Genomic DNA, 23,913 nt, shown 5'->3' with positions numbered 1-23,913 from the left:
GTGCCGGGCTGGGTGCGGGGGCGCCCACGGAAACCCCGGGCGGGCGCGTCGTGGGCACGTCCGTCTCCTGCGCTCCCGTCGCGCGGCGGGTCTCCCCCGGGCGGTCGCTGCCGGGGGTGAGCAGCGAGCCCGGCGGGACGTCGTCGCCGCACGCCAGAGCGGATCGCGAGGGGTGAACCCAGGTTCGGCACAGAGGCACTGTTCGAAACTTTCGCTGACGAGGCCGCGAGACGTAGTCACGGGAGTCACCAGCGCGGCACGCTCCCAGGTGCGTCTCATTTGGACCGGTGAGTAGTCTGCCGACGTGACGATCGTTGAGCGACTGGTCCCGGACGAGTTGTGGGAGGCGTTCCAGCGCGTGGTGCCGGCCGCGCCGACGCGGCCGCAGGGCGGCGGTCGGCGGCGGTACGGCGACCGGGAGGTGCTGGCCGCGGTCGTGTTCGTGGCCACGACCGGCTGCCCCTGGCGGCAGTTGCCTCCGGTCTTCGGCCCTTCGGGCCCCACCGCGCACCGGCGGTTCACCGAGTGGAGCCGGACGGGCGTCTGGGCCGAACTGCGGCGCCTGCTCCCGGACGAGCCCGGGACGGCGGGCGGACCCGGCTGGTCCCGGTATGCGATCGACTCGGTGGCCCTGCGCGCTCCGGCAGAGCGGGGCTGAGGGAGCGACAGCAGGGCCGGATTCCGGGCCGGCCCGTGGCCGGAGCCGGGCGTGGACCGATCCCGCCGGGGGGCTCCACGCCCCTGCGCCCGAGAGGGCCGCCGTCGGTCACCTGCGCCGGCGCCCGTAGTGACGCGATCGCTGATTCCAAATGAGATGCCGCATCGGTCGAATTTCAGACGTGCGACACCATTGACTCCGCCAGATCACTGGGTCTAGCTTTCAGCTCCGATCGAACTTTGGCCCGAAACTTTCGAGGTCCCACCCACTCACCCCCCCGGGAGTCCGCCGTGAAGCTTCGACGCAGATCCACAGTCGTCGCCACTGGTGCCGCCGCTCTCATGCTCGTTCCCGCCGCTGTCGCGTTCGCCAACGGGAACGGCAACTCCGCCGACACTTCCCTCCGGGCGCTGGCAGCGAAGCAGGGACTGCGCTTCGGCACCGCCGTCGACGCCAGCCAGCTCGGCACCAACAAGGCCTACACCGACATCGTCGCCGACCAGTTCTCCGTGGTCACGGCCGAGAACGCCATGAAGTGGGAGTCCGTGGAGCCCACCCAGGGCGTCTACAACTGGAAGGACGCCGACGCTCTGGTGAAGTTCGCCGAGCAGCACGGGCAGGTCGTCCGCGGTCACACCCTCATGTGGCACAACCAGCTCCCGAGCTGGCTGACCACCGGCGTCGGGAACGGCACCATCAGCAACGCGCAGCTGCGCGACATCCTCCACAAGCACGTCACCGACGAGGTCACCCACTTCAAGGGCAAGATCTGGCAGTGGGACGTCATCAACGAGGTCTTCGCCAACTCCTGGGAGACCCCGCAGGCCGACGGCCTCAACGCCAATGACTTCTGGGTTCAGCACCTCGGCTCGGGCATCATCGGCGATGTGTTCCGCTGGGCGCACAAGGCGGACCCGAAGGCCGTGCTGATGTACAACGACTACAACATCACCGGTGAGGACGGGACGAACGTCAAGTTCCAGGCCGTCTACAACTTCGTCAAGGACCTCCGCAAGCAGGGCGTCCCGATCGACGGCATCGGCGAGCAGGGCCACCTCGACACCCAGTACGGCTTCGACGCCCAGCGTTACCAGGCCGACCTGCAGGCCTACGCCGACCTGGGTCTGAAGGTCGCCATCACCGAGGCCGACGTGCGCACCTTCGTCAACAACAGCACCGAGCAGGTTCCCACCAGCTCGCTGGCCCAGTTCGCGCAGCCCTTCGAGTTCTCCGAGCTGCTCAAGGGCTGCGAGCTCGTCAGCCAGTGCATCTCCTTCACCGCCTGGGGCGTCCACGACGGCGACTCCTGGATCCCGGGCACCTTCCAGGGTGAGGGCTACGGCCTGCTGTACGACGTGAACATGCAGCCCAAGACCGTGTACTCCACGCTCCAGCAGGACCTGGAGCTCGCAGCCGGCACCGCGCACCACGGTGCCCTGGGCGGGGACAAGTAGTAGCCGTCCGGCTCTTCTGAGCCGGTCCGCGCCACTGCGGCCCCGAGCGAGGGTGTTCATGACGGTTCCTGACGACCGGCATGGACACCCTCGCTGCCGTGCGGTCCGGCCGCCCTCGGCTCCACCCGCCGCACCGGGCCGTGGGTGCCCCGCGGGGCACGGCCCCGGCCGCAGCCGGGCAGCCGCCACCCTTACGGCGGGCCCCGGCTCGCCCTGCCGGGTGCGGGCAGGCAGTCTGGGGCAGGCGGGAGCCCGGGCGACGTCGGGAGCGGCATGTGGCGCGGCCAGCAGCACGGGGTGTGACGACGATGCCGTCCGGCCGATGGGCCCGCCGGCTGCCCGCCCTCCTGCTCCTCTTCGCCGCTCTGATCGACCTCACCACGCCCCGTACGGTCAGCGCTGCGGCCCTGTACGCGGCCTCGGTCCTGACGGCCGCCCCGCTGCTGTCCCTGCGGGCGACGGTCCTCACCGGGGTGGTCGCGGTCCTCGTCGACTGGGTCATGTTCCAGTACTTCGGGTACGGCCGGAGCGCGATCGTGTTCAGCGAGCTGACCATGGTGGCGACCGTGACCGGGGTCGCCGTCCTCCTCAACCACCTGCTGCACGCCCAGGAGACCAGGCTCCGGTCGGTGCGGGGCATCGCCGCCGCCGTCCAGCGGGCCGTCCTGCCCGAACCGCCGGCGAGGATCGGGCCGCTGTGCCTCGCCGCGCGCTATGCGGCCGCCCAGGAGGACGCGCAGATCGGCGGGGACCTCTACGCGGTGCAGAACACCCCGTACGGCGTGCGCTGCGTCATCGGGGACGTCCGCGGGAAGGGGGTGGAATCCGTCTACGCGGTCACCGTCGCGCTGGGGGCCTTCCGGGAGGCCGCGCAACAGGAGCCGTGCCTGAGCAGGGTCGCGGAGAGGCTCGACGAGGCGCTGACCCGGGAGGCCGAGCAGGCAGGCGGAGTGATCGCGGCCGAGGGCTTCGTCACCGCGCTGCTGGCGGAGTTCCCGCTGCCGGGCGACGAGGCCCGGTTGGTCAACCGGGGGCATCCGGCGCCGGTGCTGTTCCTGGACGGCGCGGTGAGCTACGTCGCCCCCGACCGCCCTGCGCTGCCCCTGGGCATGGCGACCCTGCAGACCGGCGGCAATCCGGTCGACACGGTGGCCTTCCCCGAAGGGGCCGGTCTGCTGCTCTGCACGGACGGGCTGACGGAGGCCCGGGACGAGGCCGGTGTCTTCTACGACCCGGTCGAGCGGCTCACCGGTCAGCCGCCGCTGGGTCCGGAGGCCCTCCTTGATGCGGTCCTCGTCGATGTGCGCAGACACACCGGCGGCCGGAGAACCGACGACCTGGCGCTGCTCGCCATCTCCCGGCTCAGCGGCGGCGAGGGCGTGCCCGGCGGGCGCCGTACGGGTTCCCGGCGGGCTCCGGGGCCGTCCGCCGGGTAGCGCCCGCACGGACACGGTCGCGCCGGCGGGCCCACAGGCCGGATCGCGCGCGACGCGGCGTGAGCGCCGGGGGCGTCCCCGCGCCGATCGGCGCCGCCGCCCGCGCACGGTCCCCCGCCCGGGCAGGGGGCGGCACGCGGGCGGTCCGTCGGGTCAGTCCTCCGGCCTGGGCTTGTGCCCCCAGGTGTACACGGCGGTGCCCTTGGGGACGACATGCCAGAGCCGCTCGGCGTCGTCGTACACCAGATTGACGCAGCCGTGGGAGCCCGGGCCGTCGTCGACCCCGCCGAAGACTCCGTGGAGTGCCTGACCGCCGCTGAAGAACTGGCTGTACGGCATCGGCGAGTTGTACTCGCTGGACCAGTGGTCGATGTCCCGGCGGTAGACCCGGAACCAGCCGGTCCGGGTCGCGTTCCCGACCCGTCCGGTTCTCACCGGCACCTCGTCGTAGATGATGCGTCGCCCCTTCTGCACCCACAACACCTGGTTGGTGAGGTCGACGCAGACGACCCGGTACGGGCGGATCGGGCAGCCGTGCGCGGCCTTGGCGCGGGTTCTGACCGCGCTCGGTGCCCGGACGGATCCCGGGCCTGCGGAATGGAGTTCTGGCAGGCGGTTGGCTGCGCTCACCGCATGAGCCGGGGACATGGCAGGGGCCGCGGTCATCAGCAGCCCTGCCAGCACGGACATCCCCAGCGCTCGGCCGCGCGCACCGCTCGGACGTCTACTGCATCGCTGGCTTTTCACGGTGTAATAGTATGAATAATCAGGACAATCTCTCACGGTCGAATGTCGCAGCCACCCGTCCAGCAGACGCTTCTTCACTCGCTCGGGCGGACAACGGGGTCAGGCACCACGGACAACGACCGGATCCAGGTCCCCACTTGCAGATCGGCCGCCACTTCGGTTGTGCGGCAGGGCCGCTGACCAGGCGTCGTGCATGCGGCGACGTACCGCCCGACGAAGCCGCAGAATTCGAACACTGGAACGCCATGGGATCAGGCGATCGATTCAGCGAGGCCGCTGTCGACCGCTGAGCCCGGCATCCCCCGTACCCCCAGGCGTCACGCCGCCATGGCGTACAGCACCTCGCGCAGCCCCGTGACGCCCTCCCGGTCGCTCCGCCACACCAGCCGCAGATGCAGCCTGACCGCGGGTGAGGCCAGCGGGAGGCGGATGAGCGTCCCCGCGGCCAGCTGGTCGCAGACGGCGAACTCCGGCAGCAGCGCCACCCCCAGACCCTGTTCCGCACAGGCCCTGGTCACGGCCACCCCGCCGGTGCAGACCCGCTCCACCACATGTCCGAGCAGCAGCTCCCCCGCGAGCCAGAAGGAGCAGGCGGGGGCGTTCACCAGCAGCCGCTGACCCCGCAGGTCCTCCCGGGCCAGGGAGTCCGCCCCGCCCAGCGGATGGTTCGGCGCGGCGACGAGCGCGAGCGGGACGTCCTCCAGGTCGAGGTGGTCCAGTGGAGCGGGCGGCAGATCGAACCCCAGCTCACCGAGCGGGCCCGAGGTGTCCAGGATCAGCGCCGCCTCCAGCTCTCCGGCGGCGACCGCGCCCAGCAGTCCGTCCCGGGCCCCGTCGGTGCGCACCGACACCGCGAGATCGGGCCGGCGCAGCGCGAGCCGGGCCAGCACCGCGGGCACCCGGGTGGCCGCGAGGGTCTCCAGCGCGCCCAGCCGCACCTGGGGGCGTACGGCGGTCACCTCCCGCCGGGCCTGCTCCGCCTGGTCGAGCAGGCTTCGCGACCAGGGCAGCAGCCGTTCGCCGGCCGGGGTCAGGGTCATTCCCCGGGGGGCCCGCTCGAACAGGTCGACCCCCAGGTTCCGCTCCAGGGCGCGGATCTGCTCCGACACCGAGGAGGGCGCGAGCCCGAGGGCCACGGACGCCCCGGTGACGGTGCGGTGGGTCACCACCGCCTCAAAGGTGCGCAGCTGTCGAAGGTCCACCGGTAACTCCCCCTGTCCGCGGCCCCGTTGACGCTCCCAGCGTACGGCGCCTTCGGACTTCCCGAACGGTGCGTCAGGCCCGGCCGGTGGAGCGGACGGCCGCGGCGCAGCAGAGTCGACAGCCGACCGGCCGCTCCCCCTTCGACCACGGAGCCGTGTGATGACCCTCTCCGCCCGTCCCGCCGACCTGCCGGCCCTGGCCCGTCCGCCGGGTCGGACCCGTGCCCTGCTCGGTGTCGCCCTGGGGTACTTCATGGTGCTGCTCGACACCACGGTGCTGTCGGTGGCCGAACCCGATCTCGCCCGGTCGCTGGGCAGTTCCACGGCCGGTCTGCAGTGGGCCGTCACCGGCTACAGCGTCGCGTTCGGCGCACTGCTGCTGTCGGGCGGGGCCGCCGCCGACCGCTTCGGCGCGCACCGGGCCTTCCGCTTCGGCATCGCCGTCTTCGGCGCGGGCTCACTGCTCAGCGCGCTCGCCCCCGGCCTGGGGACGCTGGTGGTGCTGCGGGCCGTCCTGGGTGCCGCTGCCGCCGCCTGCGTACCCGCCGGGATGGCGGTCATCGCCCGGCTCTACCCGGAGCCGGGGGAACGGGCGGGCGCCATCGCCGTCTGGTCCGCGGTCAGCGGCTGTGCGATGGCCTTCGGGCCGATGGCCGGCGGGGTACTGGTCGACCTGTCCGGCTGGCGGGCGGTGTTCCTCGTCAACGTCCCGCTGGCGGTTCTGGCGCTGGCCCTGGTCGCCGGACCGGCGGCGCACTGCCCGCGCGGCGCCCGGCGGATCGACTGGTGGGCCCAGTCCGCGGCCTGCGCGGCGCTCGCGCTGCTCACCGACGCACTGATCGCGGCGGGCTCGGGCGACTGGACGCACAGCGCCTGTTCGGCCGCCGGGACCGCGGCGGCCGCGACCGCCTTCGCGCTGCGTGAGCGGCGCAGCGTCTCCCCGGTGCTCCAGACCGCGGTGCTGCGGACCCGCGGGATGCGGACGATCCTGTTCGCCGGGGCCGCGGTCAACTTCACCATGCTCGGTGTGCTCTTCGTCCTGCCGCTGCTGCTGCAGCGGCAGTTGCACCTGTCGCCGACGGTCGCCGGGGCCGCGTTCCTGCCGATGACCCTGCCTCCCGGGTTCAATCCCCTGCTCACCGGGCGCATCGTCGCCAGGGTGGGGCCGTGGAAGCCCGTGCTGGGCGGTCTCGGCCTGCTGACGGCGGGCAGTGTGGTGTTCGCCGCGGCGGTGCAGGAAGGGACCTGGTACCCGCTGCTGGCGGCCGGTCTGCTGCTGACGGGCTTCGGGGTCTCCTTCACGCTGCCCGCGCTGGTCACCGCCGTCGTCACCGCCGCGCCCGAGGGCACCGCGGGCGCGGCGGGCGGACTGCTCAACGCCGTCCGCCAGGTCGGGGCGACGCTGGGGGTGGCGGTGATGGGCCCGTTCGTCGGCCTCGGCGGGAGCGGCGCGGGCCGTGCGGCGGCCCCGGCGATGCTGCTGCCCGCCGCGGTGTGCGCCCTGGCCGGGTGGCTGGTCCTCCGCGGCCGGCGTGGCGCGCCGGCCGCGGGCCGGGCGCCGCGCTGACGTCGCCGCCGCGACGGTGCCCGTACTCCACCGGGGACGCCGCCGGCCCCCGCGGACGAGGGGTGGGGGCCCGCCCCCCGGCGGGTCCCCACCACCGGCTGCCCTGCCGGGCTGGTCTCAGTCCCGCAGGTGCCCCAGCACGGACCGCATCGCCCGGTCCACGGCGCGGCGTGACTCCTCGGTGGGGTCGGCGGTGTCGAACCCGTGGTGGCCGTTCGGTACGTCGATCACCTCGACGTCGGCCTTGCGGTCCTCCGCCGCCGCCAGGAACTCCGCCACCGTCGCCGCGATCGCCGGCTGCTCCAGGCCCACCCTGGTCAGCACGACGGGGAGGCCGCCCGCGGTGCCCACCGCGGCGGCGGGCCGGAAGCGCGGATCCATGGACCCCCAGTTCGGCAGCGGCGCGAGCACGGGGTAGGACGCCGCCACACAGCGCAGCCACGGCGGGGGCGCCGCCAGCCAGTCCGCGGCGAGCAGCCCCCCGCCGGAGAAGAACCAGAGCGCGATGCGCTCCCCGTCGACATGCGGGTCGTCCCGCAGCAGCGCGACCGCCTCGGCGACGTCCTCGGCGGCCCGGCCGTAGTCGCCGAGGTCGTGCAGCCGGTGGTCGACGACCGCGCCGACCGCTCCCAGGCCGGCGGCGCAGCGGGCGTGGCCGACCAGGGACGGCCAGTCGCGCGGCGTGGGCCGGCTGTCGGCAGGGATCGGACCGCCGTGGACGAACAGCACCGCGGGGCAGGGGTGCCCGGCCTCGGGCAGATGGAGGTCCACCCGTCCGCTGCGCACCCGGGGGCGCTCGGGCAGGTCCATGAGAAAGGAGGTGAGGTGCCGGGGCTGCTCGGCGGTCCGTGCACCCATCCGGTGCCCTTCGCCCGCGGCGGCCGCCAGCAGGACACGGGTGAGCTCGTCGGGGGCGGAGAGCATCGGCCAGTGCCCGGTGTCGAGTTCGAAGAAGGTCACGCCGGGCCGGGTGAGCGCCTGCAGGGCCGGGTCCCCGAAGCCGATCATGGTTTCGACCAGGGCGATGGTCGAGCCGTTGGCCGTGCAGAGGACACCGGTGGTCGGCACCCCGGAGGCCGCTCCCGTCAGCCGCAGCGGCTGGGTGAGGGTGGCCCTCGGCTGCGGCGCGGCCAGCCGGGACAGCCGGTCCAGCGCGTCCGTGGAGAGGCCGGCGGTACTGCCCCAGGCCGGCCACCCGTCCGCTGACGGCGCAGGGACCCGCCAGTCGTCCCCGTCCGGCTGCTCCGGGTCCAGCAACCGGTCGCGGAGCCCCTGGTCCGGTATCTGCGCCAGGGCCGGTGCGCCGTCCTGCGGGATGGCCGTGTCCAGGTAGACGATCCGGATGATCCGGCCGGGACGGAGGTCCGCGGCGCCCAGCACCGGATGGATGCCGTAGTCGTGGCCGACGAGCACCACCTCGGGGTCGTCGACCCGGTCGATCAGCCGCACCAGGTCGTCGATGTGGGTCCGCAGGTCGGTCCCGGGTCCGGCCGGGCGGTCGGCACCGCCCATGCCGGTGAGCGCCGCCGGGTACGCCCCGGCCCCCGCCGCCCGCAGTCTCCCGGCCACCTCCTCCCACACCCAGTCCCCGGTGAAGCCTCCCGGTACCAGTACGAACGCCGTCATGACCGTCTCCTCGCATGCCCTGTCCACGCGGTCCACCTCACCGGCCGCGCGGCCCACGGGTACGGTAGGAACTCCCCCTGAGGGAGGTTCAAGCCTTGTCTGCCGACGGTTACTGGAGCATCGGGGAGCTCGCCGAGCGTGCGGGTGTCACCGTCAAGACCGTCCGCTTCTACTCCGACCGCGGTCTGCTGCCGGAGGCCAGCCGCAGCAGCGGCGGCCACCGCCGCTACGGTGCCGGGGCTCTCGATCGGCTGCGGCTGATCCGTTCGCTGCGCACCCTGGACCTGCCGGTGTCGGAGGTGGGCCGGATCCTCGACCGGGAGGAGGCACTGGAGGATGTCATCGCGGGGCAGCTGCGGGAGCTCGGTTCCCAGCTGGCGGCCCTGCGCTGGCGGGAGGCCGCCCTCCAGCTGCTGCGGGACTGCACCCCGGCGGAACGCGCCGAGCGGCTGAGCCTGGTCGGCGCGGTGACCGCGCCGCCCAGCACGGCCGCGCTGGCGCGCTTCTGGCGCCGTGTGCTGCCGCCGAGGCTCCCTGCCCGGCTGGTCTCGGCGATCCTGGAGGCGGCGGTTCCGCAGCCTCCCGCCGATCCGTCCCCGGCCCAGGTCCTGGCCTTCGCCCGGCTGCACGCCCTCACCTCCGGCGCCCGCCTGGGCCCGGGCCACTGCCGGCCCACCTCTCCCGCGCTCGACGGCGGCTACCGCCCGGCGGTGCTCTACGACGGTCTCGGTGAAGCCTATGCGCTGGCCGCGGCGGACCTGCGTGCGGAGCGGCCGCCGCAGCAGGGCGAGGCGCTGGACTGCTTCGTGGCGGCGCATGCCGGTTCACGGGGTGTGCGGGACACCCCCGATTTCCGTCACCGGCTCAGGGGGGTGCTCGCCGCGACCGCCGAGCCCGTCGTCGGACGCTACTGGCAGCTAGCCGGCGAGATGTACGCGCTACCGTCCGGAACTCCGGAGCCCACCATGGGCGCCGCCCACGACTGGCTCACCGCGGCCCTGGACGGCCAGACCGCCGGTTCGTCCCGCTGTTCCGTCCGGTCGCAGGACCAGGCACCCTCGAAGGGAGAGACCAGGTGAACGCCCCGACACCCTCCGGCACCCCGGCCGACACCCCGATCGGCCCGCTGCCCGGCCCGCTGGTCGGCTCCGCCTGGCTGGCGTCCCGGCTGGGCACGCCCGGACTGGTGGTGCTGGACGCCTCGGTCGGCGCGCACCGGGGCTCGGCACAGCGGATCCCCGGCGCGCTGGCCTTCGACATCGACGGGCCGCTCTCCGACCACACGGGCCCGCTGCCGCACACCATGCCCACCGCCGACCGGTTCACCGAGGAGATGCGCCGCCTCGGCGTGGACGACGCCGACACGGTGGTGGTCTACGACGTCGCGGGCGTCTACTCCAGCCCGCGGGCGTGGTGGATGCTGCGGGCGATGGGCTTCGACCGGGTCGCGGTGCTCGACGGCGGACTGCCCGCCTGGGTGGCGGCCGGGCTGCCGCTGCAGGGCGGCCCTCCCGGAGCCTCGGCGCGGGACGGGTCTTTCACCGCCCGGCCGCGCCCCGGGTTGCTGGTGGGCAGCGACGAGGTGGTGGCGGCCCTGGACGACCCCGCCGCCGTGGTCCTGGACGCGCGCTCCCGGGAACGCTTCTCCGGTACGGCGCCCGAGCCGCGGCCGGGGCTGCGCGGCGGCCATATGCCCGGTGCGGTGAACCTGCCCTTCACCGAGCTCCAGCGCGACGGCGGGCTGATGCGGTCGCCCTCGGAGCTGCGCGCCGCCTTCGCCGCGCTCGCCGGGGACCGGGAGCGGCTGGTCTTCAGCTGCGGTTCTGGCGTCACCGCCTGCGTGCTGGCGCTGGGGGCCGAACTGGCCGGCCGCGGTGGACTGTCGGTGTACGACGGCTCCTGGAGCGAGTGGGGACTGCCGGTCTCGGGGCTGCCGGTGGTGGCCGGCTGACGGTCTTTCCTGACGGTACGTCAGGTCATGGTCCGCCGGGCCGGGGGCGGTCCCGGGACGTTGACGCCGGTGATGCCGTGGTCCAGCTTCGGCAGGCCGAGGACGAACTGCGTGGGCTCGTTCCGGCCGGATCGACCCTGTGCTTGACTCCCCGTTCATGGCAGGGCATCCGGGGCCGGACACGGTGACGGTGTTGTGGTGTGCGGCGGACGCGGACGAACGGCAGCGGGCGCACGCCCTCCTGCTCGGTGCGGCCGCGGAGTTGCTCGGTGTCGCGCCGTCCGCGCTCCGGATGGAGCACGAGCCCTCGGGACGGCCCGTAGTGACGGGGGCGGCGCAGGGGCTGAGGGTGAGCGTGAGCCATGGGCGAGGAGTGATCGCCGTGGCACTGGCCCGGTCGGTGGCGGTGGGGGTCGATGTCGAGGCGGTCCGGCCGCTGCGGGCCGCGACCCTGGCCCGCCGCTGGTTCCATCCACAGGAGGCGGACTGGCTGGCGGCACTGCCGCAGGCCCAGTGGAACGCCGCCTACCTGTGGCTGTGGACGCAGAAGGAGGCGGTGGGGAAGTCGCTCGGCAGCGGGCTGCGGGACGGCGGCATGCGCCGCCGCATGGCGGTCCCGCCCTCCGGCCTCTTCGCTGCGGGTCCGCCGGTGGCGCCCGCGGCACATCTGCCCGGTGGCGATCTGCGTGGTGACGGCCGGTGCGGTGACGGTCCGGCCCATGGGCCGGTACTGGCTCCGCTGCCCGGCGATCCGCGGACGGCGGCGGGGGCCGTCGTCCTGGACGGTGGCACGGTGGTCCTCGGGGTGGCCGCCCACGGCGTCGGCGGCGACGGGGTACGGGTCGCTCTGCGCCACGGCGGCTAAGCGCCGGTACGCCGACGGCCATCGGACGGTCCCCGCCATGGCCGCCGCCCGCTGGAACCCGGGCTGAGCAGCGGGGCTCCGGGCCCGGCAGGTCGGTGACCTGGGCGGCCTCCGCCGCGTGGGTGGACGGCGCACCCCAGGAACGTACGGTCGTTCACTTGGCATGATGAGCGCCCGGTCCGGCCCTGCGGACCGGACACCGGGAAGACGAGGACGAGGCATGGCGGAGGGGCGCACCGACGGGCGCATCGAACGGGGCAACCAGACCCGGCGGCTGGTCCTGCGGCGGACGGTGGAGATCGCCTCCGTCGAGGGGTTGGAAGGGCTGTCGCTCGGCAGGCTGGCGAGTGAGCTCAACCTGAGCAAGAGCGGGGTCTTCGCCCTGTTCGGCTCCAAGGAGGAGCTGCAGCAGGCGACCGTACGCGCGGCGGTCGACGTCTTCCTCGATCAGGTGGTCACCCCCGCTCGGCGCACCCCGCCCGGCGTCGCCCGGGTGTGGGAGCTCTGCCGGCTGTGGCTGGCCTACTCCGAGCAGCGGGTCTTCCCCGGCGGCTGCTTCTTCTACTCCGTGGCCGCGGAGTTCGACGCCCGTCCGGGACCGGTGCACGACACCGTCGTCGGTGCCCAGGCCGACTGGCGCGCCTTCGTGGAGCGGACCATCACCGAGGGCATCGAGGCGGGCGACATCGCAGCCGGCACCGATGTGACCCTGCTGGCCTTCGAGCTGATCGCCTTCCTGGAACTGGCCAACGGCGACTCGGTGCTGCGCGACGACTCCGCGGTCTACCGCACCGCCACCACCGCCGTCCTGCGCCGGCTGCACGCCGTCGCCACCGACCCCTCCTCCCTGCCCGCCGTCCCCTGACCGCGGCGCGGCCCTGCGGGGGCGTCCCCGCTCCGCTGCCTGCTGCGGGCAGGTGGCGCCTCATGTACGGAACGGCAATACAAAAGTACGATCGACCGTGCTTTTTGTTTCCATCTCGACGCCCACCGCACCACGAGAGGACACGCATGGACACGGACATCGTCGAACTCGACCGGATCGCGGTCGAGGAGTCCCTGCGGATCGTGCGCTCAGCGACCGGCGACCAGTGGGACCTGCCCACCCCCTGCACCGGCTGGACCCTGCGCGACCTGGTCTCCCACATGACCGGCCAGCATCTGGGCTTCGCGGCGGCCGCCACCGACGGCGGGCCGGACGGCGCCGACCTCGCCGTCTGGCGGCCCCGCCCCCTCGGCGACCGCCCCCACGACGCCTACGAGGCCTCCTGCGGGCAGGTGCTGGCCGCCTTCGCCGCCGCCGGAGTGCCCCGGCGGACCTTCCCGCTCCCCGAGATCCACCCGACCTTCGCCTTCCCCCCCACCACGGCCATCGGCTTCCACTTCCTGGACTACGTGGTGCACAGCTGGGATGCGGCCGCCGCCCTCGGTGTCGCCGTCGACCTCCCCGCCGGGGCGCTCCAAGCCGCCCTGGACGTCGCACGGCTGATCCCCGACGACGAACGGCGCCGCACCCCCGATGCGCAGATCGGCCCGCCGCTCCCGGTGCCCGCCGACGCGCCACTGCTGGACCGGCTGCTGGCGCTGGTCGGCCGCGACCCCCAGTGGTCGCCCCAGGCCGCCAACCAGGCCACCGGCGCGGCCGCCTCGCTGACGCAGCACCGGGCGTGACACGCCCCGGAAGTGCTGGTCCTGGTCCCGGCAGGACGACGGCAGCGACTGGTGGTGATGGTTCTCCACAGGACTCCTCGGGTGGTCTTCTCCGCGGTACGCAGGACGGCTGACCGGTGGTGCGGTGCGTTGCGACGGAGAGGGGACCTGTCGGCCGGGCCGTCGGCGGGAGACGCCCGGGCCCGCGTCCGGCGTCGAGAAGCTCGCCGCCAGGACATGTGCGCACGGTACGGGGATCCGGGGAGGCCCCGGTGGCCGTCCTTCGGCGGCGTGCCCGGGTCGCCCTGCGGGCGGACACCGCGGCCGACATCCGGAACGGGTGCGGACATGCGGGTACAACAGATCGGCTCGGCGGCACTCTGTGCCTGACCTGCCGTCATGGTGGCTTCGCGGACAACCGGGACCGAGGGGTGCACGGCCGGGGAAGGCGTACGGGGCGCCGGCGGTCGGACCGGCGCCCCGTACGCGGGTCTCAGCGCACCGTGCGGAAGAAGGCGCGGACGTCCGCCACGAAGGCCTCGGGCTGCTCCAGCGAGAGGAAGTTGCCGCCGCGCTCCAGCTCCGTCCAGTGGGTGACCAGGTGCTCGCGCTCGGCGAAGCGGCGGACGGCGATGTCGGTGCTGAGTGCGACGGCCACCCCGGTGGGCACGGTGCCGCGCTCCTTGGGGGCCCAGGCCGCGGGGTCGTGCGCGGTCTCGTAGTAGAGGTTGGCGGAGGACCCGGCGGTGCCGGTGAACCAGTAGACGCTGATGTTGGTCAGCAGGTTGTCGAGGCCCACCGCGTCCGCGGGGAGTTCGGCCGTGACATCCGTCCACTCCTTGAACTTCTCGGCCACCCAGGCGAGTTGGCCGGCCGGGGAGTCGTTCAGACCGTGCGCCAGGGTGTGCGGGCGGGTGGACTGGATGGCGTTGAAGCCCATCATCTCGTCGCGGAAGTGCTGCAGCCTCGCCACCCGCTCCTGCTCGGCGACGGTGAGCCCGGCGAAGTCGGCCGGGTCCTCGGAGGGGAAGGTGATCAGCCCGTTGACATGGATGCCGATCACCCGTTCCGGCTGCTGCCGGCCCATCTCCGCGGCGATCCAGGCACCCCCGCCGCCGCCCTGGACGCCGTAGCGGTCGTAGCCGAGGCGGGACATCAGCTCGGTGAAGGCGGCGGCGATCCGGCCGGTGGTCCAGCCGGGGCTGCTGAGCGGCCCGGAGAAACCGACTCCGGGGGTGGAGGTGACCACGACGTGGAAGTCCGCCGACAGCGGGTCCACCACCTCGGAGAACTGCGTGAAGGAGCCCGGCCAGTCATGGACCAGCAACAGCGGCACGGCTTCGGGGTTCTGCGAGGGCAGGTGCAGGAAGTGGATGTTCTGGCCGTCCACCACGGTGGTGAACTGCGGGAAGCTGTTGAGCCTTTCCTCGGCCTTGCGCCAGTCGAAGCCCTCGGCCCAGTACTCGGCCAGCTCCCTGAGGTGGTCCACCGGAACACCCCGGCTCCAGCCGGTGCCGGGCACCTCACTGCTCCAGCGGGTGCGGGCGAGACGGTGGTGCAGATCGTCCAGCTCGGCCTGCGGGATGTCGATGACGAAGGGGTAGATCTCGTTCTCCATGAAGAGGACACTAGGGTTCCATTAGGAAGATCCGATTCCTAATGGAACGGTGGGCTGCTCTTCATGCTGGAAACCTCCGCGCGACTGCTGCGCCTCCTCTCCCTGCTCCAGACACCCCGCGAGTGGCCCGGTCCCGAGCTGGCCGAGCGGCTGGGCGTCAGCGGTCGTACGGTCCGCAACGACGTCGACCGGCTGCGCGAACTCGGCTACCCGGTGGTGGCCACCCGGGGAGCCACCGGCGGCTACCGGCTCTCGGCGGGCACCGCGATGCCGCCGTTGCTGCTGGACGACGACGAGGCGGTGGCCGTGACCATCGGCCTTCGCACGGTCGCCCAGGGCGCGATCGCGGGCATGGAGGAGACCTCGCTGCAGGCCCTGGCCAAGCTGCAGCAGGTCCTGCCCTCCCGGCTGCGCCGCCGGGTGCAGACGCTGCTGGCGTACACCGTGCCGGTACCGGCCGACGGCCCGCAGCCCGCCGTGGACCCGCAGCTGCTGTCCACCCTGGCCGCCGTCTGCCGGGACCACGAGCGGCTGCGCTTCAACTACCGCAGCCATGACGGCACCGCCACCCGGCGCACGGCGGAGCCGCACCGGCTGGTCAACTGGGGGCGGCGCTGGTACCTGGTGGCCTGGGACACCGACCGCGACGACTGGCGGACCTTCCGCGTCGACCGCGTCGAGCCCCGGCTGCCGACCGGTCCGCGGTTCGCCCCGCGCGAACCCCCCGAGGGGGATGTGGCCGCCTATGTGGCACGCAATGCCTCGGCCGCGGCCTGGCGCTACCGGGCCCGGGTCACCGTGCACGCCCCGGCCGAGGTGGTGGCCGAGCTGGTCAACCCGGCGGTCGGCGTGGTGGAGCCGGTGGACGGGACGAGCTGCATCCTGGACACCGGCGCCGACTCGGTCGAGGCACTGGGCGTGCACCTGGGGCTGCTGGGCCATGACTTCGACGTCAGCGGGCCGCCGGAACTGCTGGCCCATCTGGCGGAGCTGGCCCGCCGCTACGCCCGCTCCACGCCGTCCGGCCCCGACGGCGCGAGCGGGGACGGAGCAGGGAGCGGCAGCCCGGACCCGAGCGGCTGAAGCCGGACCGGGCACGCAGCCCACCGTCCCGCGTCAGCCGGGCCGGGAGACCTCGTCCAGCCGCCGCTGGAGATGGCGGCGCTCCGCATCGGCCGCGGTCAGCGCCATGGCCTCCCGGTAGGCCGCCGCCGACTCCGCCGTGCGGCCGAGCCGGCGGAGCAGATCGGCGCGGGTGGCGGGCAACAGGTGATAGCCCGGCAGTGCCCCGGACGCCTCCAGCGACGTGACCAGGGCGAGCCCCGCGGCGGGCCCGTCGGCCATCGCCACCGCGACCGCCCGGTTCAGCTCCACCACCGGCGAGGGGGCGAGCGCCGCCAGCCTCCCGTAGAGGGCGGCGATCTGCGGCCAGTCGGTGTCCGCGGCCCGCGCCGCGGTGGCATGGCAGGCCGCGATGGCTGCCTGCACCTGGTACGGGCCGGGCCGGCCCTGGTGCAGCGCGGCGTCCAGCAGGGCGACCCCCTCGGCGATCCCCGCGGCGTCCCAGCGGCCCCGGTCCTGTTCCTCCAGCGGCACCAGCTCCCCCGCGTCGTCGGTCCTGGCGGCACGCCGGGCGTCGTGCAGCAGCATCAGCGCCAGCAGTCCCGCCGCCTCCGGCTCCTCGGGCATCAGACCGGTCAGGCAGCGGGCCAGCCGGATGGCCTCCGTGCACAGCCCGCGGCGCACCAGGTCGGCCCCGGCGGTGGCGCTGTAGCCCTCGTTGAAGAGCAGATAGAGCACGGACAGCACGGCCGCGGTGCGCTGTGGCAGCAGCTCCGCCGGCGGCACCCGGTAGGGGATCCCGGCGTTGCGGATCCGCTGCTTGGCCCGTACCAGGCGCTTGGCCATGGTGGGCTCGGGCACCAGGAAGGCCCGGGCGATCTCGGCGGTGGTGAGACCGGTCAGGGTCCGCAGCGTCAGCGCGACCCGGGCCTCGGCGGACAGCGCCGGATGGCAGCAGGTGAAGATCAGCCGCAGCCGGTCGTCGGGCACGCCGCCGGGGCCTCCGCAGTCCCCCGCCTCAGGGCCCGGCAGTGCGGCCAGTTCCCTGAGCCTGGTCGCCTCGGTGGCGCTGCGACGCAGCCGGTCCACCGCGCGGTTGCGCGCGGTGGTGGTGAGCCAGGCACCCGGGCGGCGCGGGACGCCGTCGCGCGGCCAGCACTCCAGTGCCCGCGCGAAGGCGTCCTGCGCGCACTCCTCGGCCAGGTCCCAGTCGCCGGTGACCCGGATCAGGGTGGCGACGACCCGTCCCCACTCCTGCCGGAAGGCATCGGCGACTGCGGCCTCGGCCTCGGCGCCCACGGTGCTCACTCCTCCCAGAGCGGCCTCACCTCGACGGTGCCGAACCCGGCGGCCGGGTGGCGGGACGCCACCGCGATCGCCTCGTCGAGGTTGTCGCACTCGATCAGGTCGTACCCGGCGATCTGCTCCTTGGTCTCGGCGAACGGCCCGTCCGACACCACCAGTTCACCGTCCCGCACCCGCACCGTAGTGGCGTCCCGGACCGGCCGCAGCCGCGAACCGGAAAGCCGGACGCCGCTGCCGTCCACCTCCTTCACCCAGGCCTCGGGGGAAGCCTCCTCCTCGGACACCTCCACGGACTCGTCCACGCAGATCAGCAGCATGTACTTCATGGTTTCTCCGTCACTCCGCGGTCCCGGACCCCGTGGTCCGGGACTCCCTGATGTCGCGGACCATCGCCTCGACGGTCCGGGCCATGTTGCGGCGCAGCTGCTCCAGCCGCCCCGCGAGAACGGACGCGGTACGGGCGGGGTCGCTCCCCGCCGCGACGCTCAGTCCGGTGCGGCCGGGCCCGTGGACGAAGCTCTGCCGCACGAGGGTCCGGCCCGGGGTGTCTCCGGGCAGCAGGTCGTACCGCCACAGCGAGCCCGGCCTGGCGGGGTCCCTGTCGTCGTCGAGCACCGACCAGGCGAAGGTGCGCGGCGGCTCCACCGTGGTCACCTGGCAGACCACACCCAGGACCTGACCGTCGGGATACCGGTTGCGGGCCTCGAAGCGGGCGCCGGGCCTCGCCCGCGGATCCCCGGCGTCCAGCCAGGCGGCGTGGACGCACTCGGGGCTCCACTCCCCGATGCGGGTCACATCGGTGATCCGCTCCCACAGCGCAGCGCGTGGCGCGTCGACGAGAACCTCGAGGTCCACTCGCGCCCCGGTGACTCCGTGGTCGTCCATGCGGCCTCCTCCTTCTCCGGACTGTGCGGCCGTTCTCATCCTGACGACGAACGGCGCGGTCCCGGATGGACAGCCGCGCCGGTATTTCCGCGCCGGATTCCGGCGGACCCCGGTGGCGCAGGGCCGCGGGCGGCTGCAGAGTGGGGCATATCCGGACGGGATGCGGCAGACCCAGCGGGAGGCCCGCCATGGAGACCACCCTTCGGCTGGCCCAGCAGCCCGAGGCCGACGCACTCCTGTCCCGCAGCCCGCTGGCCACGCTGGTCGGCATGCTGCTGGACCAGCAGATCCCGATGGAGTGGGCGTTCACCGGGCCGTACACCATCGCGCGGCGGATGGGCACCGACGACCTCGACGCGCGGGCGGTGGCGGCCTGCGATCCCGAGGCCTTCGCCGCGCTGCTGTCCGCCAAGCCCGCGGTGCACCGCTACCCGGGGGCGATGGCCGGGCGGGTGCAGCAGCTCTGCCGCCATCTGGTGGACCACTACGACGGCGACGCGGCGGCGGTCTGGCGGGACGCGGGCAGCGGCGCGGAACTGCTGGACAGGCTGACCGCACTGCCCGGGTTCGGCACCCAGAAGGCCCAGATCTTCCTGGCGCTGCTGGGCAAGCAGCTCGGGGTGACGCCGCCGGGCTGGCGGGAGGCGGCGGGCCCGTACGGGGAGGACGGCTGCTACCGCTCGGTGGCCGACATCACCGGGAGCGAGTCGCTGGAGCGGGTGCGCGCCACCAAGCAGGAGGCCAAGCGGGCCGCCAAGGCGGCCAGGGCCGCCGGTCAGACGCAGGGCGGCAGGCCGGGGCAGCGGGGGTAGCGCCGGGGAGGTCCGGCGCCGAGCCGGGGTACGGGCCCTCAGCGGCCGGTCCCGGACGGCAGCGGCTGCTCCGCCCAGATCACCTTGCCGTCGGCCGTGTACCGGGTCCCCCAGCGCTCGGCGAACTGCGCGACAAGGAAGAGCCCCCGGCCGCCCTCGTCGGTGGTGGTCGCATAGCGCAGATGCGGCGAGGTGCTGCTGGTGTCGGACACCTCGCAGATCAGGCTTGCGTCGCGCAGCAGCCGCACCCCGATCGGGCCGCTGCCGTACCGGATCGCATTGGTGATCAGTTCGCTGAGCAGCAGCTCCGTGGTGAAGGCCAGATCCTCCAGGCCCCAGTCGGCGAGCCGGCGGGTGACGGCGGCGCGTACCCCGCCGACCGCGGCGGGGTCACTGGGGACGTCCCACGAGGCGACCTGGTCCGGCGCCAGCCGGCGGGTGCGGGCGACCAGCAGTGCCACGTCGTCGCCGGGGCGGGCGGGCAGCATGGCGTGCAGCACCGCGCCGCAGATCTCCTCCGGGGAGCGGTCGGCGACCCCGGCCAGCGTGGTGCGCAGCAGCTCCAGGCCGACGTCGATGTCCCGGTCGCGCACCTCCACCAGGCCGTCGGTGTACAGCACCAGCCGGCTGCCCTCCGGCAGGTCCAGCTCCGCCGACTCGAAGGGCGTGCCGCCGAGGCCGAGCGGCGGACCGGCCGGCAGGTCCGGGAACACCACCGAGCCGTCCGGACGGATCACGGCCGGCGGCAGATGCCCGGCCCTGGTCATGGCGCAGTGCCCGGTGACGGGGTCGTAGATGGCGTACAGGCAGGTGGCGCCGATCACCGCGGTGCCGCCGTCGGCCGGCGTCTCGTCCTGGTCGATCCGGCCCACCATCTCGTCCAGGTGGTCCAGGATCTCGTCGGGCGGCAGGTCCAGCGAGGAGAAGTTGTGCACCGCGGTACGCAGCCGTCCCATGGTCGCCGCGGCGTGCAGCCCGTGACCGACCACGTCCCCGACCACCAGGGCGACCCGGGCGCCGGGCAGCGGGACCACGTCGTACCAGTCGCCGCCCACCCCGGCCTGCGCGGGCAGATAGCGGTGGGCCACGTCCAGGGCGCTCTGCTCGGGCAGGTTGCGCGGCAGCAGGCTGTGCTGGAGGGTCACCGCGACGGTGTGCTCGCGGGTGTAGCGGCGCGCGTTGTCGATGCAGACCGCGGCCCGGGCCGCCAGCTCCTCCGCGAGCGAGAGGTCGTTCTCCTCCGTGAACGGGGCCGACCCCTCCGCGCGGTAGAAGTGGACCATGCCGAGCAGCACGCCCCTGGCCAGCAGCGGCACGGTGACCAGCGAGTGGATGCCGTAGTCGAGCACCCTGGTGGTGCGGTCGTCGTCCTGCGCCCGCCACCCGGCGGAGGACGCCAGGTCGCCCTCCACCACCGCCTTGCCCTTGCCGAAGCCCCAGGCCTGCGGTGAGGAGGGGACGAACCTGATCAGCTCCCCCGCCGGGTACAGCGGAGGGTCGTCGCGTACGCCGTGGACGACCACCCGGCGCATCTCGGCCACGGCCGAGGGCGTCGGCTCGCCGCCCGTCAGCACCGCCTCCACCAGGTCGACCGTGACGAAGTCGGCAAACCGGGGGACCGCCACCTGGGTCAGCTCCTCGGCGGTGCGCACCACATCGAGGGTGGTGCCGATGTCCACTCCCGCGTCGTACAGCAGCCGCAGCTGCTCCCTGGCCCCCTCGGCCCGGCCGGAGAGCGCCCGCAGCTCGGTGGAGTCCCGCAGGGTGGCGACGCTTCCGGGGGGACCGCCGTCCCGGTCCGTGGGCCGGTTGTTCACCGCCAGCAGCCGGTCGCCGGAGAGGATCACCGCATCGGTGGCGGTCCGTCCCGAGCCCAGCAGTTCGGCCGCCCGGGGGTCGAGGCCGAGGTCGTCGATCCAGCGCCCCTCCGCGTCCGGCGGCAGGTCCAGCAGCCGGGTCGCCTCGTCGTTGGCCAGCAGCAGCCGGCCGTCACCGCCGACGATCAGCACACCCTCCCGTACGGCGTGCAGCACCGCGTCGTGGTGCTCGTACATCCGGGCCAGCTCGGTGGGTTCCAGGCCGTGGGTCTGGTGCCTCAGCCGCCGGCTGATCAGCGCCGTGCCGCCGGTGGCCAGCGCCACGGTGCCGGCCGCGGCACCGAGCAGCATCGGCAGCTGGCGGTTGACGGCGCCGCTGACCTTGGCGATGGTGATGCCCGCCGACACCAGGCCCACCACCCGGCCGTGGTCGTCCTTGACCGGGACCACCGCCTGCACCAGGGGGCCGATGGTCCCGTTGATGGTCTCGGTGACGACCCTCCCCTGCAGCGCCGGGCCGATGGTGCCGACGAACTTCCTGCCGATCCGGTTGGTCTTGGGGTGGGTGTAGCGGATCCCCTGGGTGTCGGTCACCACGATGAAGTCGACACCCGACAGCTTCCGGGCGGCCTCCGCCCGGGGCTGCAGCAGCGCCGTCGGATGGCTGCTCTCCAGGGCCGCCCGGGTGCCCGGTGCGTTGGCGAAGGTCTGCGCCACCGCCACCGACCGGTTGCGGGCCTCCTCGCGGCTGTCGTACCGCGCCTGCAGTACCAGCGCCACCATGCCGGCGACCACCAGCAGCAGCACCACGATCACCTGCAGGACGAACACCTGGCCGGCGACGGTGCGTCCGCTCAACCAGGCCCACAGCCCCCGTGCGGTCGGCATCCACCCCGCCCGCCGACCGGGCCGCCGAGCACGCCCGGCCCAGGGGTGCCGACCGGCGAACCGCGGAGCCGACGGGGCTCCGGACCGGGTCCGAGGTCGAGCCATACCCCATGTCTACACTGCTCGGAATCCCCGGGCGAACGCTGGCGCCGCCCTGCCGCCGGGGGTGTGACGGCGAGGCACGGCGGCTCATCGCTCGGCCACAGCCCACGGTCCGAAGCGGACCGCCGAGGCCCGCCCCGTGCTGCTCCGGGAGAGGCGCAGCCGGCCGTCCAGGCCGAAGCAGACCAGTACCGGCCTGCCCCACCGGTCGGCGGCGGCCGCGGGATGGCCCGCCAGCACCCCGCTCAGGGACTGCCTGCGGTCACCACCGCCGGAGTCCAGCAGGGCTGCGGCAAGACCGCCGCCGGAGTCACGGGCCGCCAACAGCAGGCCGCCCGCAGCCGGGACCAGGGCGATGGGGCCGTGTCCCCCGGCGGGCAGCTCCGGGCCCCGGCGCTGGCCGTGGCGGCCGTCCCAGCTGTAGACGGCGGGCTCGGCGGTCAGCGGCAGCCGGTAGGCGACCCGGACGGTGCCGTCGGGGGCGACGGCGGCGGCCGGCGGGGTGCCGGGTGCCGGAAGACCGGTGGGTCCCGCCGCCCGGACCGGGCCGCCGGGTGTCCGCTGCGCCCAGCGGTGCAGGCCGTCGCGGCCCGCGGCGAAGACTTCCAGCAGGCCGCCGTCGACCACCGCGGCCAGCCCCTCCTGGACCTCGCCGCCGCCCAGGTCCCTCCAGCCGCCCCAGGCCCCGCCGGGGGACCGCACCCGGCTGGAGAGCCCCTTGTCCGCGTTGCGGACGAACAGATGCACCCGGCCGTCGGGGGTGAGCACCGCCGTCGGCGGACCGGTACGCCGCCCCCGGTCGGGCTGCGCCAGCGGGTTGCCCAGCCCCCGCCAGGCGCCGAACGGCCCACCGGGGGCCCGCTGCTCCAGCAGCACCGTCTCCCGGGTGTCGGCGGCGGTGGCGGCGCCCAGGCCGGAGAAGCGCTCGGCGAGGACCAGCAGCCGGCCGTCGGCCTGCCGCACCACGGCGACCGAGGGGGCGAGCGGGGCGCCGCCCAGGTCCACCGCGGTGCCGAGCCGTCCGCTGCCGGGCACCTCCTCCCGCCACATCAGCAGCCGCATCCCGCGCACCGCGAGGACGGTGAGTCGGTCCCAGGCGTCATGGCCGGCCCAGGGCTGCGGCCCGGCCCAGCGGTAGGTGGTGGACCACGGCCAGTGGTGACGGTCCGAGTCACGGCCGCCGACCTCGTAGTCCCCGCAGCCGGACGGGTCCCCGCAGGGCCAGTCCGGGGAGCCGCCGTAGGCGTCCAGCCACGAGCGTTTGGCGTCCCTGGCCGGTCCCGACAACCCGGGCGGCCAGCGGTCGTTGTAGTAGCCGCGGTAGGCCGTCGCCAGCCCCCCGGCGGGGCCCCTGCGGGCCAGCGCCGCCCAGGCGAAGAGGCCGGCGGCGGTGTGGTCGGCGTGGTCGGAGAAGCCGGGCTGGTCGGCGTCGCGGGCGTGGGCGGCGTCGTGCACCTGCTCGTCCGGGTCGGGGTCCATGGTGCGCACCAGGGACGGCCGGTAGTGGTCGAGGAGCTGCACCAGCGTCTCGATCAGGTCGTCCCGGGTGTAGACCTGCACCTCCCGCAGCGGCGAACCGGTGGCGTTCCTGGTCCGGATCACGGTGCCGGGCCGGTGCCAGAGGTCGCGCAGGGTGATGCTGTACGGGGTGACCGGGTCCGAGTACATCGCCAGGTTGAGGAAGACCAGGGACACCTCGGGGCGTTCGGTCAGCCGGTCGACCTCGGCGCGCCGGCCGCCGGGCAGCTCCAGCACCGTTCGCCGCCAGGGGGTGAAGAGGTGGCCGGTGGCCATCAGCGCATAGGCCTGCCGCAGTCCCTGGTGCCGGGCTGCGGAGTACGCGGCCCGGTCGCGGCGCGGCGGCGGGCCGCCGGGTACCCGGTTGCGGCCGGTGGCGTCGCCGGCGGTGAGGTAGACGGAGACGACGCGGGCGCCCGCGGCGATGGACTGCTGGATGTCCGGGTTCATGAAGTACAGGTCGTCGTCGGGGTGGGCGACGAGCTGCAGGGTGGTGGCGGGGCCGCCTGGCGGGCGCGCCGGGGGCCGCCCGTCGAGGGCGTCGGGCAGCACCGCCGGGTCCCGCCGCCAGCTGCGGGCGACGCTGCCGGCCACGGTCGGCACCGCCAGCGCGCCGGCCGTCCACAGCACGGCCCGGCGGGGTATGCCTGGTCCGCGGCGGTCCGGTGCAGTCACCCGATCACCCTCCTCGGCTTCCATGAAGCCAGAGCGGCCGTCCGCCCGCGACCCGGGCCGTAGGCTTCGGGTGCC

Annotated in this window: 19 protein-coding genes and 1 pseudogene; 11 read left to right on the top strand and 9 right to left on the bottom strand. The window is 74.2% G+C overall.

Annotated elements, in window-relative coordinates:
* Positions 1-304: 304 nt before the first annotated feature.
* The 3 genes and pseudogenes from AOK09_RS27895 to AOK09_RS27885 all read left to right on the top strand — a co-directional run.
* A pseudogene (locus AOK09_RS27895) lies at positions 305-640 on the top strand (transposase); the annotation flags it as partial.
* 359 nt (positions 641-999) lie between these two features.
* Positions 1,000-2,112, top strand: coding sequence for an endo-1,4-beta-xylanase (locus AOK09_RS27890; protein ID WP_055590012.1), 1,113 nt, complete (start codon positions 1,000-1,002; stop codon positions 2,110-2,112).
* Between the two features lie 308 nt (positions 2,113-2,420).
* Entirely contained in the window at positions 2,421-3,548 is a 1,128-nt protein-coding gene (locus AOK09_RS27885; protein ID WP_055590011.1) for a PP2C family protein-serine/threonine phosphatase, read from the top strand.
* A 153-nt stretch (positions 3,549-3,701) separates the two neighbouring features.
* Here the strand turns inward: AOK09_RS27885 and AOK09_RS27880 are convergent, their stop codons facing one another.
* Both AOK09_RS27880 and AOK09_RS27875 read right to left on the bottom strand, forming a co-directional pair.
* On the bottom strand, positions 3,702-4,178 hold the full coding sequence (locus AOK09_RS27880) for a L,D-transpeptidase (RefSeq protein WP_245687508.1): 477 nt from the start codon (positions 4,176-4,178) through the stop codon (positions 3,702-3,704).
* A gap of 434 nt (positions 4,179-4,612) precedes the next feature.
* Complete coding sequence (locus AOK09_RS27875; RefSeq protein WP_055590009.1) at positions 4,613-5,497, bottom strand: LysR family transcriptional regulator; 885 nt, start codon at positions 5,495-5,497, stop codon at positions 4,613-4,615.
* A 160-nt stretch (positions 5,498-5,657) separates the two neighbouring features.
* Here AOK09_RS27875 and AOK09_RS27870 point away from each other — a divergent pair, with 160 nt between their 5' ends.
* Positions 5,658-7,064 (top strand): MFS transporter, encoded by a 1,407-nt coding sequence (locus AOK09_RS27870; protein ID WP_055590008.1) that lies wholly within the window; start codon positions 5,658-5,660, stop codon positions 7,062-7,064.
* Positions 7,065-7,181: 117 nt separating this feature from the next.
* On the opposite strand, the gene AOK09_RS27865 is transcribed toward AOK09_RS27870, so the two are convergent.
* Positions 7,182-8,690 (bottom strand): alpha/beta hydrolase, encoded by a 1,509-nt coding sequence (locus tag AOK09_RS27865; protein WP_055590014.1) that lies wholly within the window; start codon positions 8,688-8,690, stop codon positions 7,182-7,184.
* A 95-nt stretch (positions 8,691-8,785) separates the two neighbouring features.
* Here AOK09_RS27865 and AOK09_RS27860 point away from each other — a divergent pair, with 95 nt between their 5' ends.
* The 5 genes from AOK09_RS27860 (at position 8,786) to AOK09_RS27840 (ending at position 13,177) form a co-directional block, all read left to right on the top strand.
* The gene (locus AOK09_RS27860; protein ID WP_055590007.1) at positions 8,786-9,769 is read left to right on the top strand and encodes a helix-turn-helix domain-containing protein; all 984 of its coding nucleotides are present in this window, start codon (positions 8,786-8,788) and stop codon (positions 9,767-9,769) included.
* Positions 9,766-10,641, top strand: a complete 876-nt coding sequence (locus AOK09_RS27855) for a sulfurtransferase (protein WP_055590006.1) — start codon at positions 9,766-9,768, stop codon at positions 10,639-10,641. Before AOK09_RS27860 ends, AOK09_RS27855 begins: the two co-directional genes overlap by 4 nt.
* Positions 10,642-10,798: 157 nt before the next feature.
* Positions 10,799-11,506 carry a 4'-phosphopantetheinyl transferase family protein gene (locus tag AOK09_RS27850; RefSeq protein ID WP_157876060.1) on the top strand — a complete coding sequence of 236 codons (708 nt, stop codon included), beginning with the start codon at positions 10,799-10,801 and terminating at the stop codon, positions 11,504-11,506.
* A gap of 220 nt (positions 11,507-11,726) precedes the next feature.
* Positions 11,727-12,371 carry a TetR/AcrR family transcriptional regulator gene (locus AOK09_RS27845; RefSeq protein ID WP_055590004.1) on the top strand — a complete coding sequence of 215 codons (645 nt, stop codon included), beginning with the start codon at positions 11,727-11,729 and terminating at the stop codon, positions 12,369-12,371.
* A gap of 146 nt (positions 12,372-12,517) precedes the next feature.
* A complete protein-coding gene (locus AOK09_RS27840; protein WP_055590003.1) occupies positions 12,518-13,177 on the top strand; it encodes a TIGR03086 family metal-binding protein in 660 nt (219 codons plus the stop codon).
* A 472-nt stretch (positions 13,178-13,649) separates the two neighbouring features.
* Here the strand turns inward: AOK09_RS27840 and AOK09_RS27835 are convergent, their stop codons facing one another.
* On the bottom strand, positions 13,650-14,774 hold the full coding sequence (locus AOK09_RS27835; RefSeq protein WP_055590002.1) for an epoxide hydrolase family protein: 1,125 nt from the start codon (positions 14,772-14,774) through the stop codon (positions 13,650-13,652).
* A 63-nt stretch (positions 14,775-14,837) separates the two neighbouring features.
* Between AOK09_RS27835 and AOK09_RS27830 the strand changes: the two genes are divergently transcribed.
* On the top strand, positions 14,838-15,857 hold the full coding sequence (locus AOK09_RS27830) for a helix-turn-helix transcriptional regulator (protein WP_055590001.1): 1,020 nt from the start codon (positions 14,838-14,840) through the stop codon (positions 15,855-15,857).
* Positions 15,858-15,890: 33 nt separating this feature from the next.
* Here the strand turns inward: AOK09_RS27830 and AOK09_RS27825 are convergent, their stop codons facing one another.
* The 3 genes from AOK09_RS27825 to AOK09_RS27815 are packed head-to-tail and all read right to left on the bottom strand — an operon-like array spanning position 15,891 to position 18,026.
* Entirely contained in the window at positions 15,891-17,135 is a 1,245-nt protein-coding gene (locus AOK09_RS27825; RefSeq protein ID WP_055590000.1) for an RNA polymerase sigma factor, read from the bottom strand.
* A 5-nt stretch (positions 17,136-17,140) separates the two neighbouring features.
* The gene (locus AOK09_RS27820) at positions 17,141-17,467 is read right to left on the bottom strand and encodes a YciI family protein (protein ID WP_055589999.1); all 327 of its coding nucleotides are present in this window, start codon (positions 17,465-17,467) and stop codon (positions 17,141-17,143) included.
* A 10-nt stretch (positions 17,468-17,477) separates the two neighbouring features.
* Entirely contained in the window at positions 17,478-18,026 is a 549-nt protein-coding gene (locus tag AOK09_RS27815; RefSeq protein WP_055589998.1) for an SRPBCC family protein, read from the bottom strand.
* A 188-nt stretch (positions 18,027-18,214) separates the two neighbouring features.
* Between AOK09_RS27815 and AOK09_RS27810 the strand changes: the two genes are divergently transcribed.
* Positions 18,215-18,838: an HhH-GPD-type base excision DNA repair protein gene (locus AOK09_RS27810; RefSeq protein ID WP_055589997.1), complete on the top strand. Its 624-nt coding sequence runs from the start codon at positions 18,215-18,217 to the stop codon at positions 18,836-18,838.
* Positions 18,839-18,876: 38 nt separating this feature from the next.
* On the opposite strand, the gene AOK09_RS27805 is transcribed toward AOK09_RS27810, so the two are convergent.
* Together AOK09_RS27805 and AOK09_RS27800 are read right to left on the bottom strand one after the other, a co-directional pair.
* Positions 18,877-21,543, bottom strand: a complete 2,667-nt coding sequence (locus AOK09_RS27805) for a SpoIIE family protein phosphatase (protein ID WP_055589996.1) — start codon at positions 21,541-21,543, stop codon at positions 18,877-18,879.
* A gap of 189 nt (positions 21,544-21,732) precedes the next feature.
* Positions 21,733-23,838: a PIG-L family deacetylase gene (locus tag AOK09_RS27800; protein ID WP_169797074.1), complete on the bottom strand. Its 2,106-nt coding sequence runs from the start codon at positions 23,836-23,838 to the stop codon at positions 21,733-21,735.
* Positions 23,839-23,913 lie beyond the last annotated feature (75 nt).

Origin of the sequence: Peterkaempfera griseoplana, from assembly GCF_001418575.1 — a bacterium.
GTDB lineage: Bacteria > Actinomycetota > Actinomycetes > Streptomycetales > Streptomycetaceae > Peterkaempfera > Peterkaempfera griseoplana.
The sequence above is the reverse complement of the archived record's forward strand: the minus strand, read 5'-3'. Positions and strand labels throughout refer to the sequence as shown.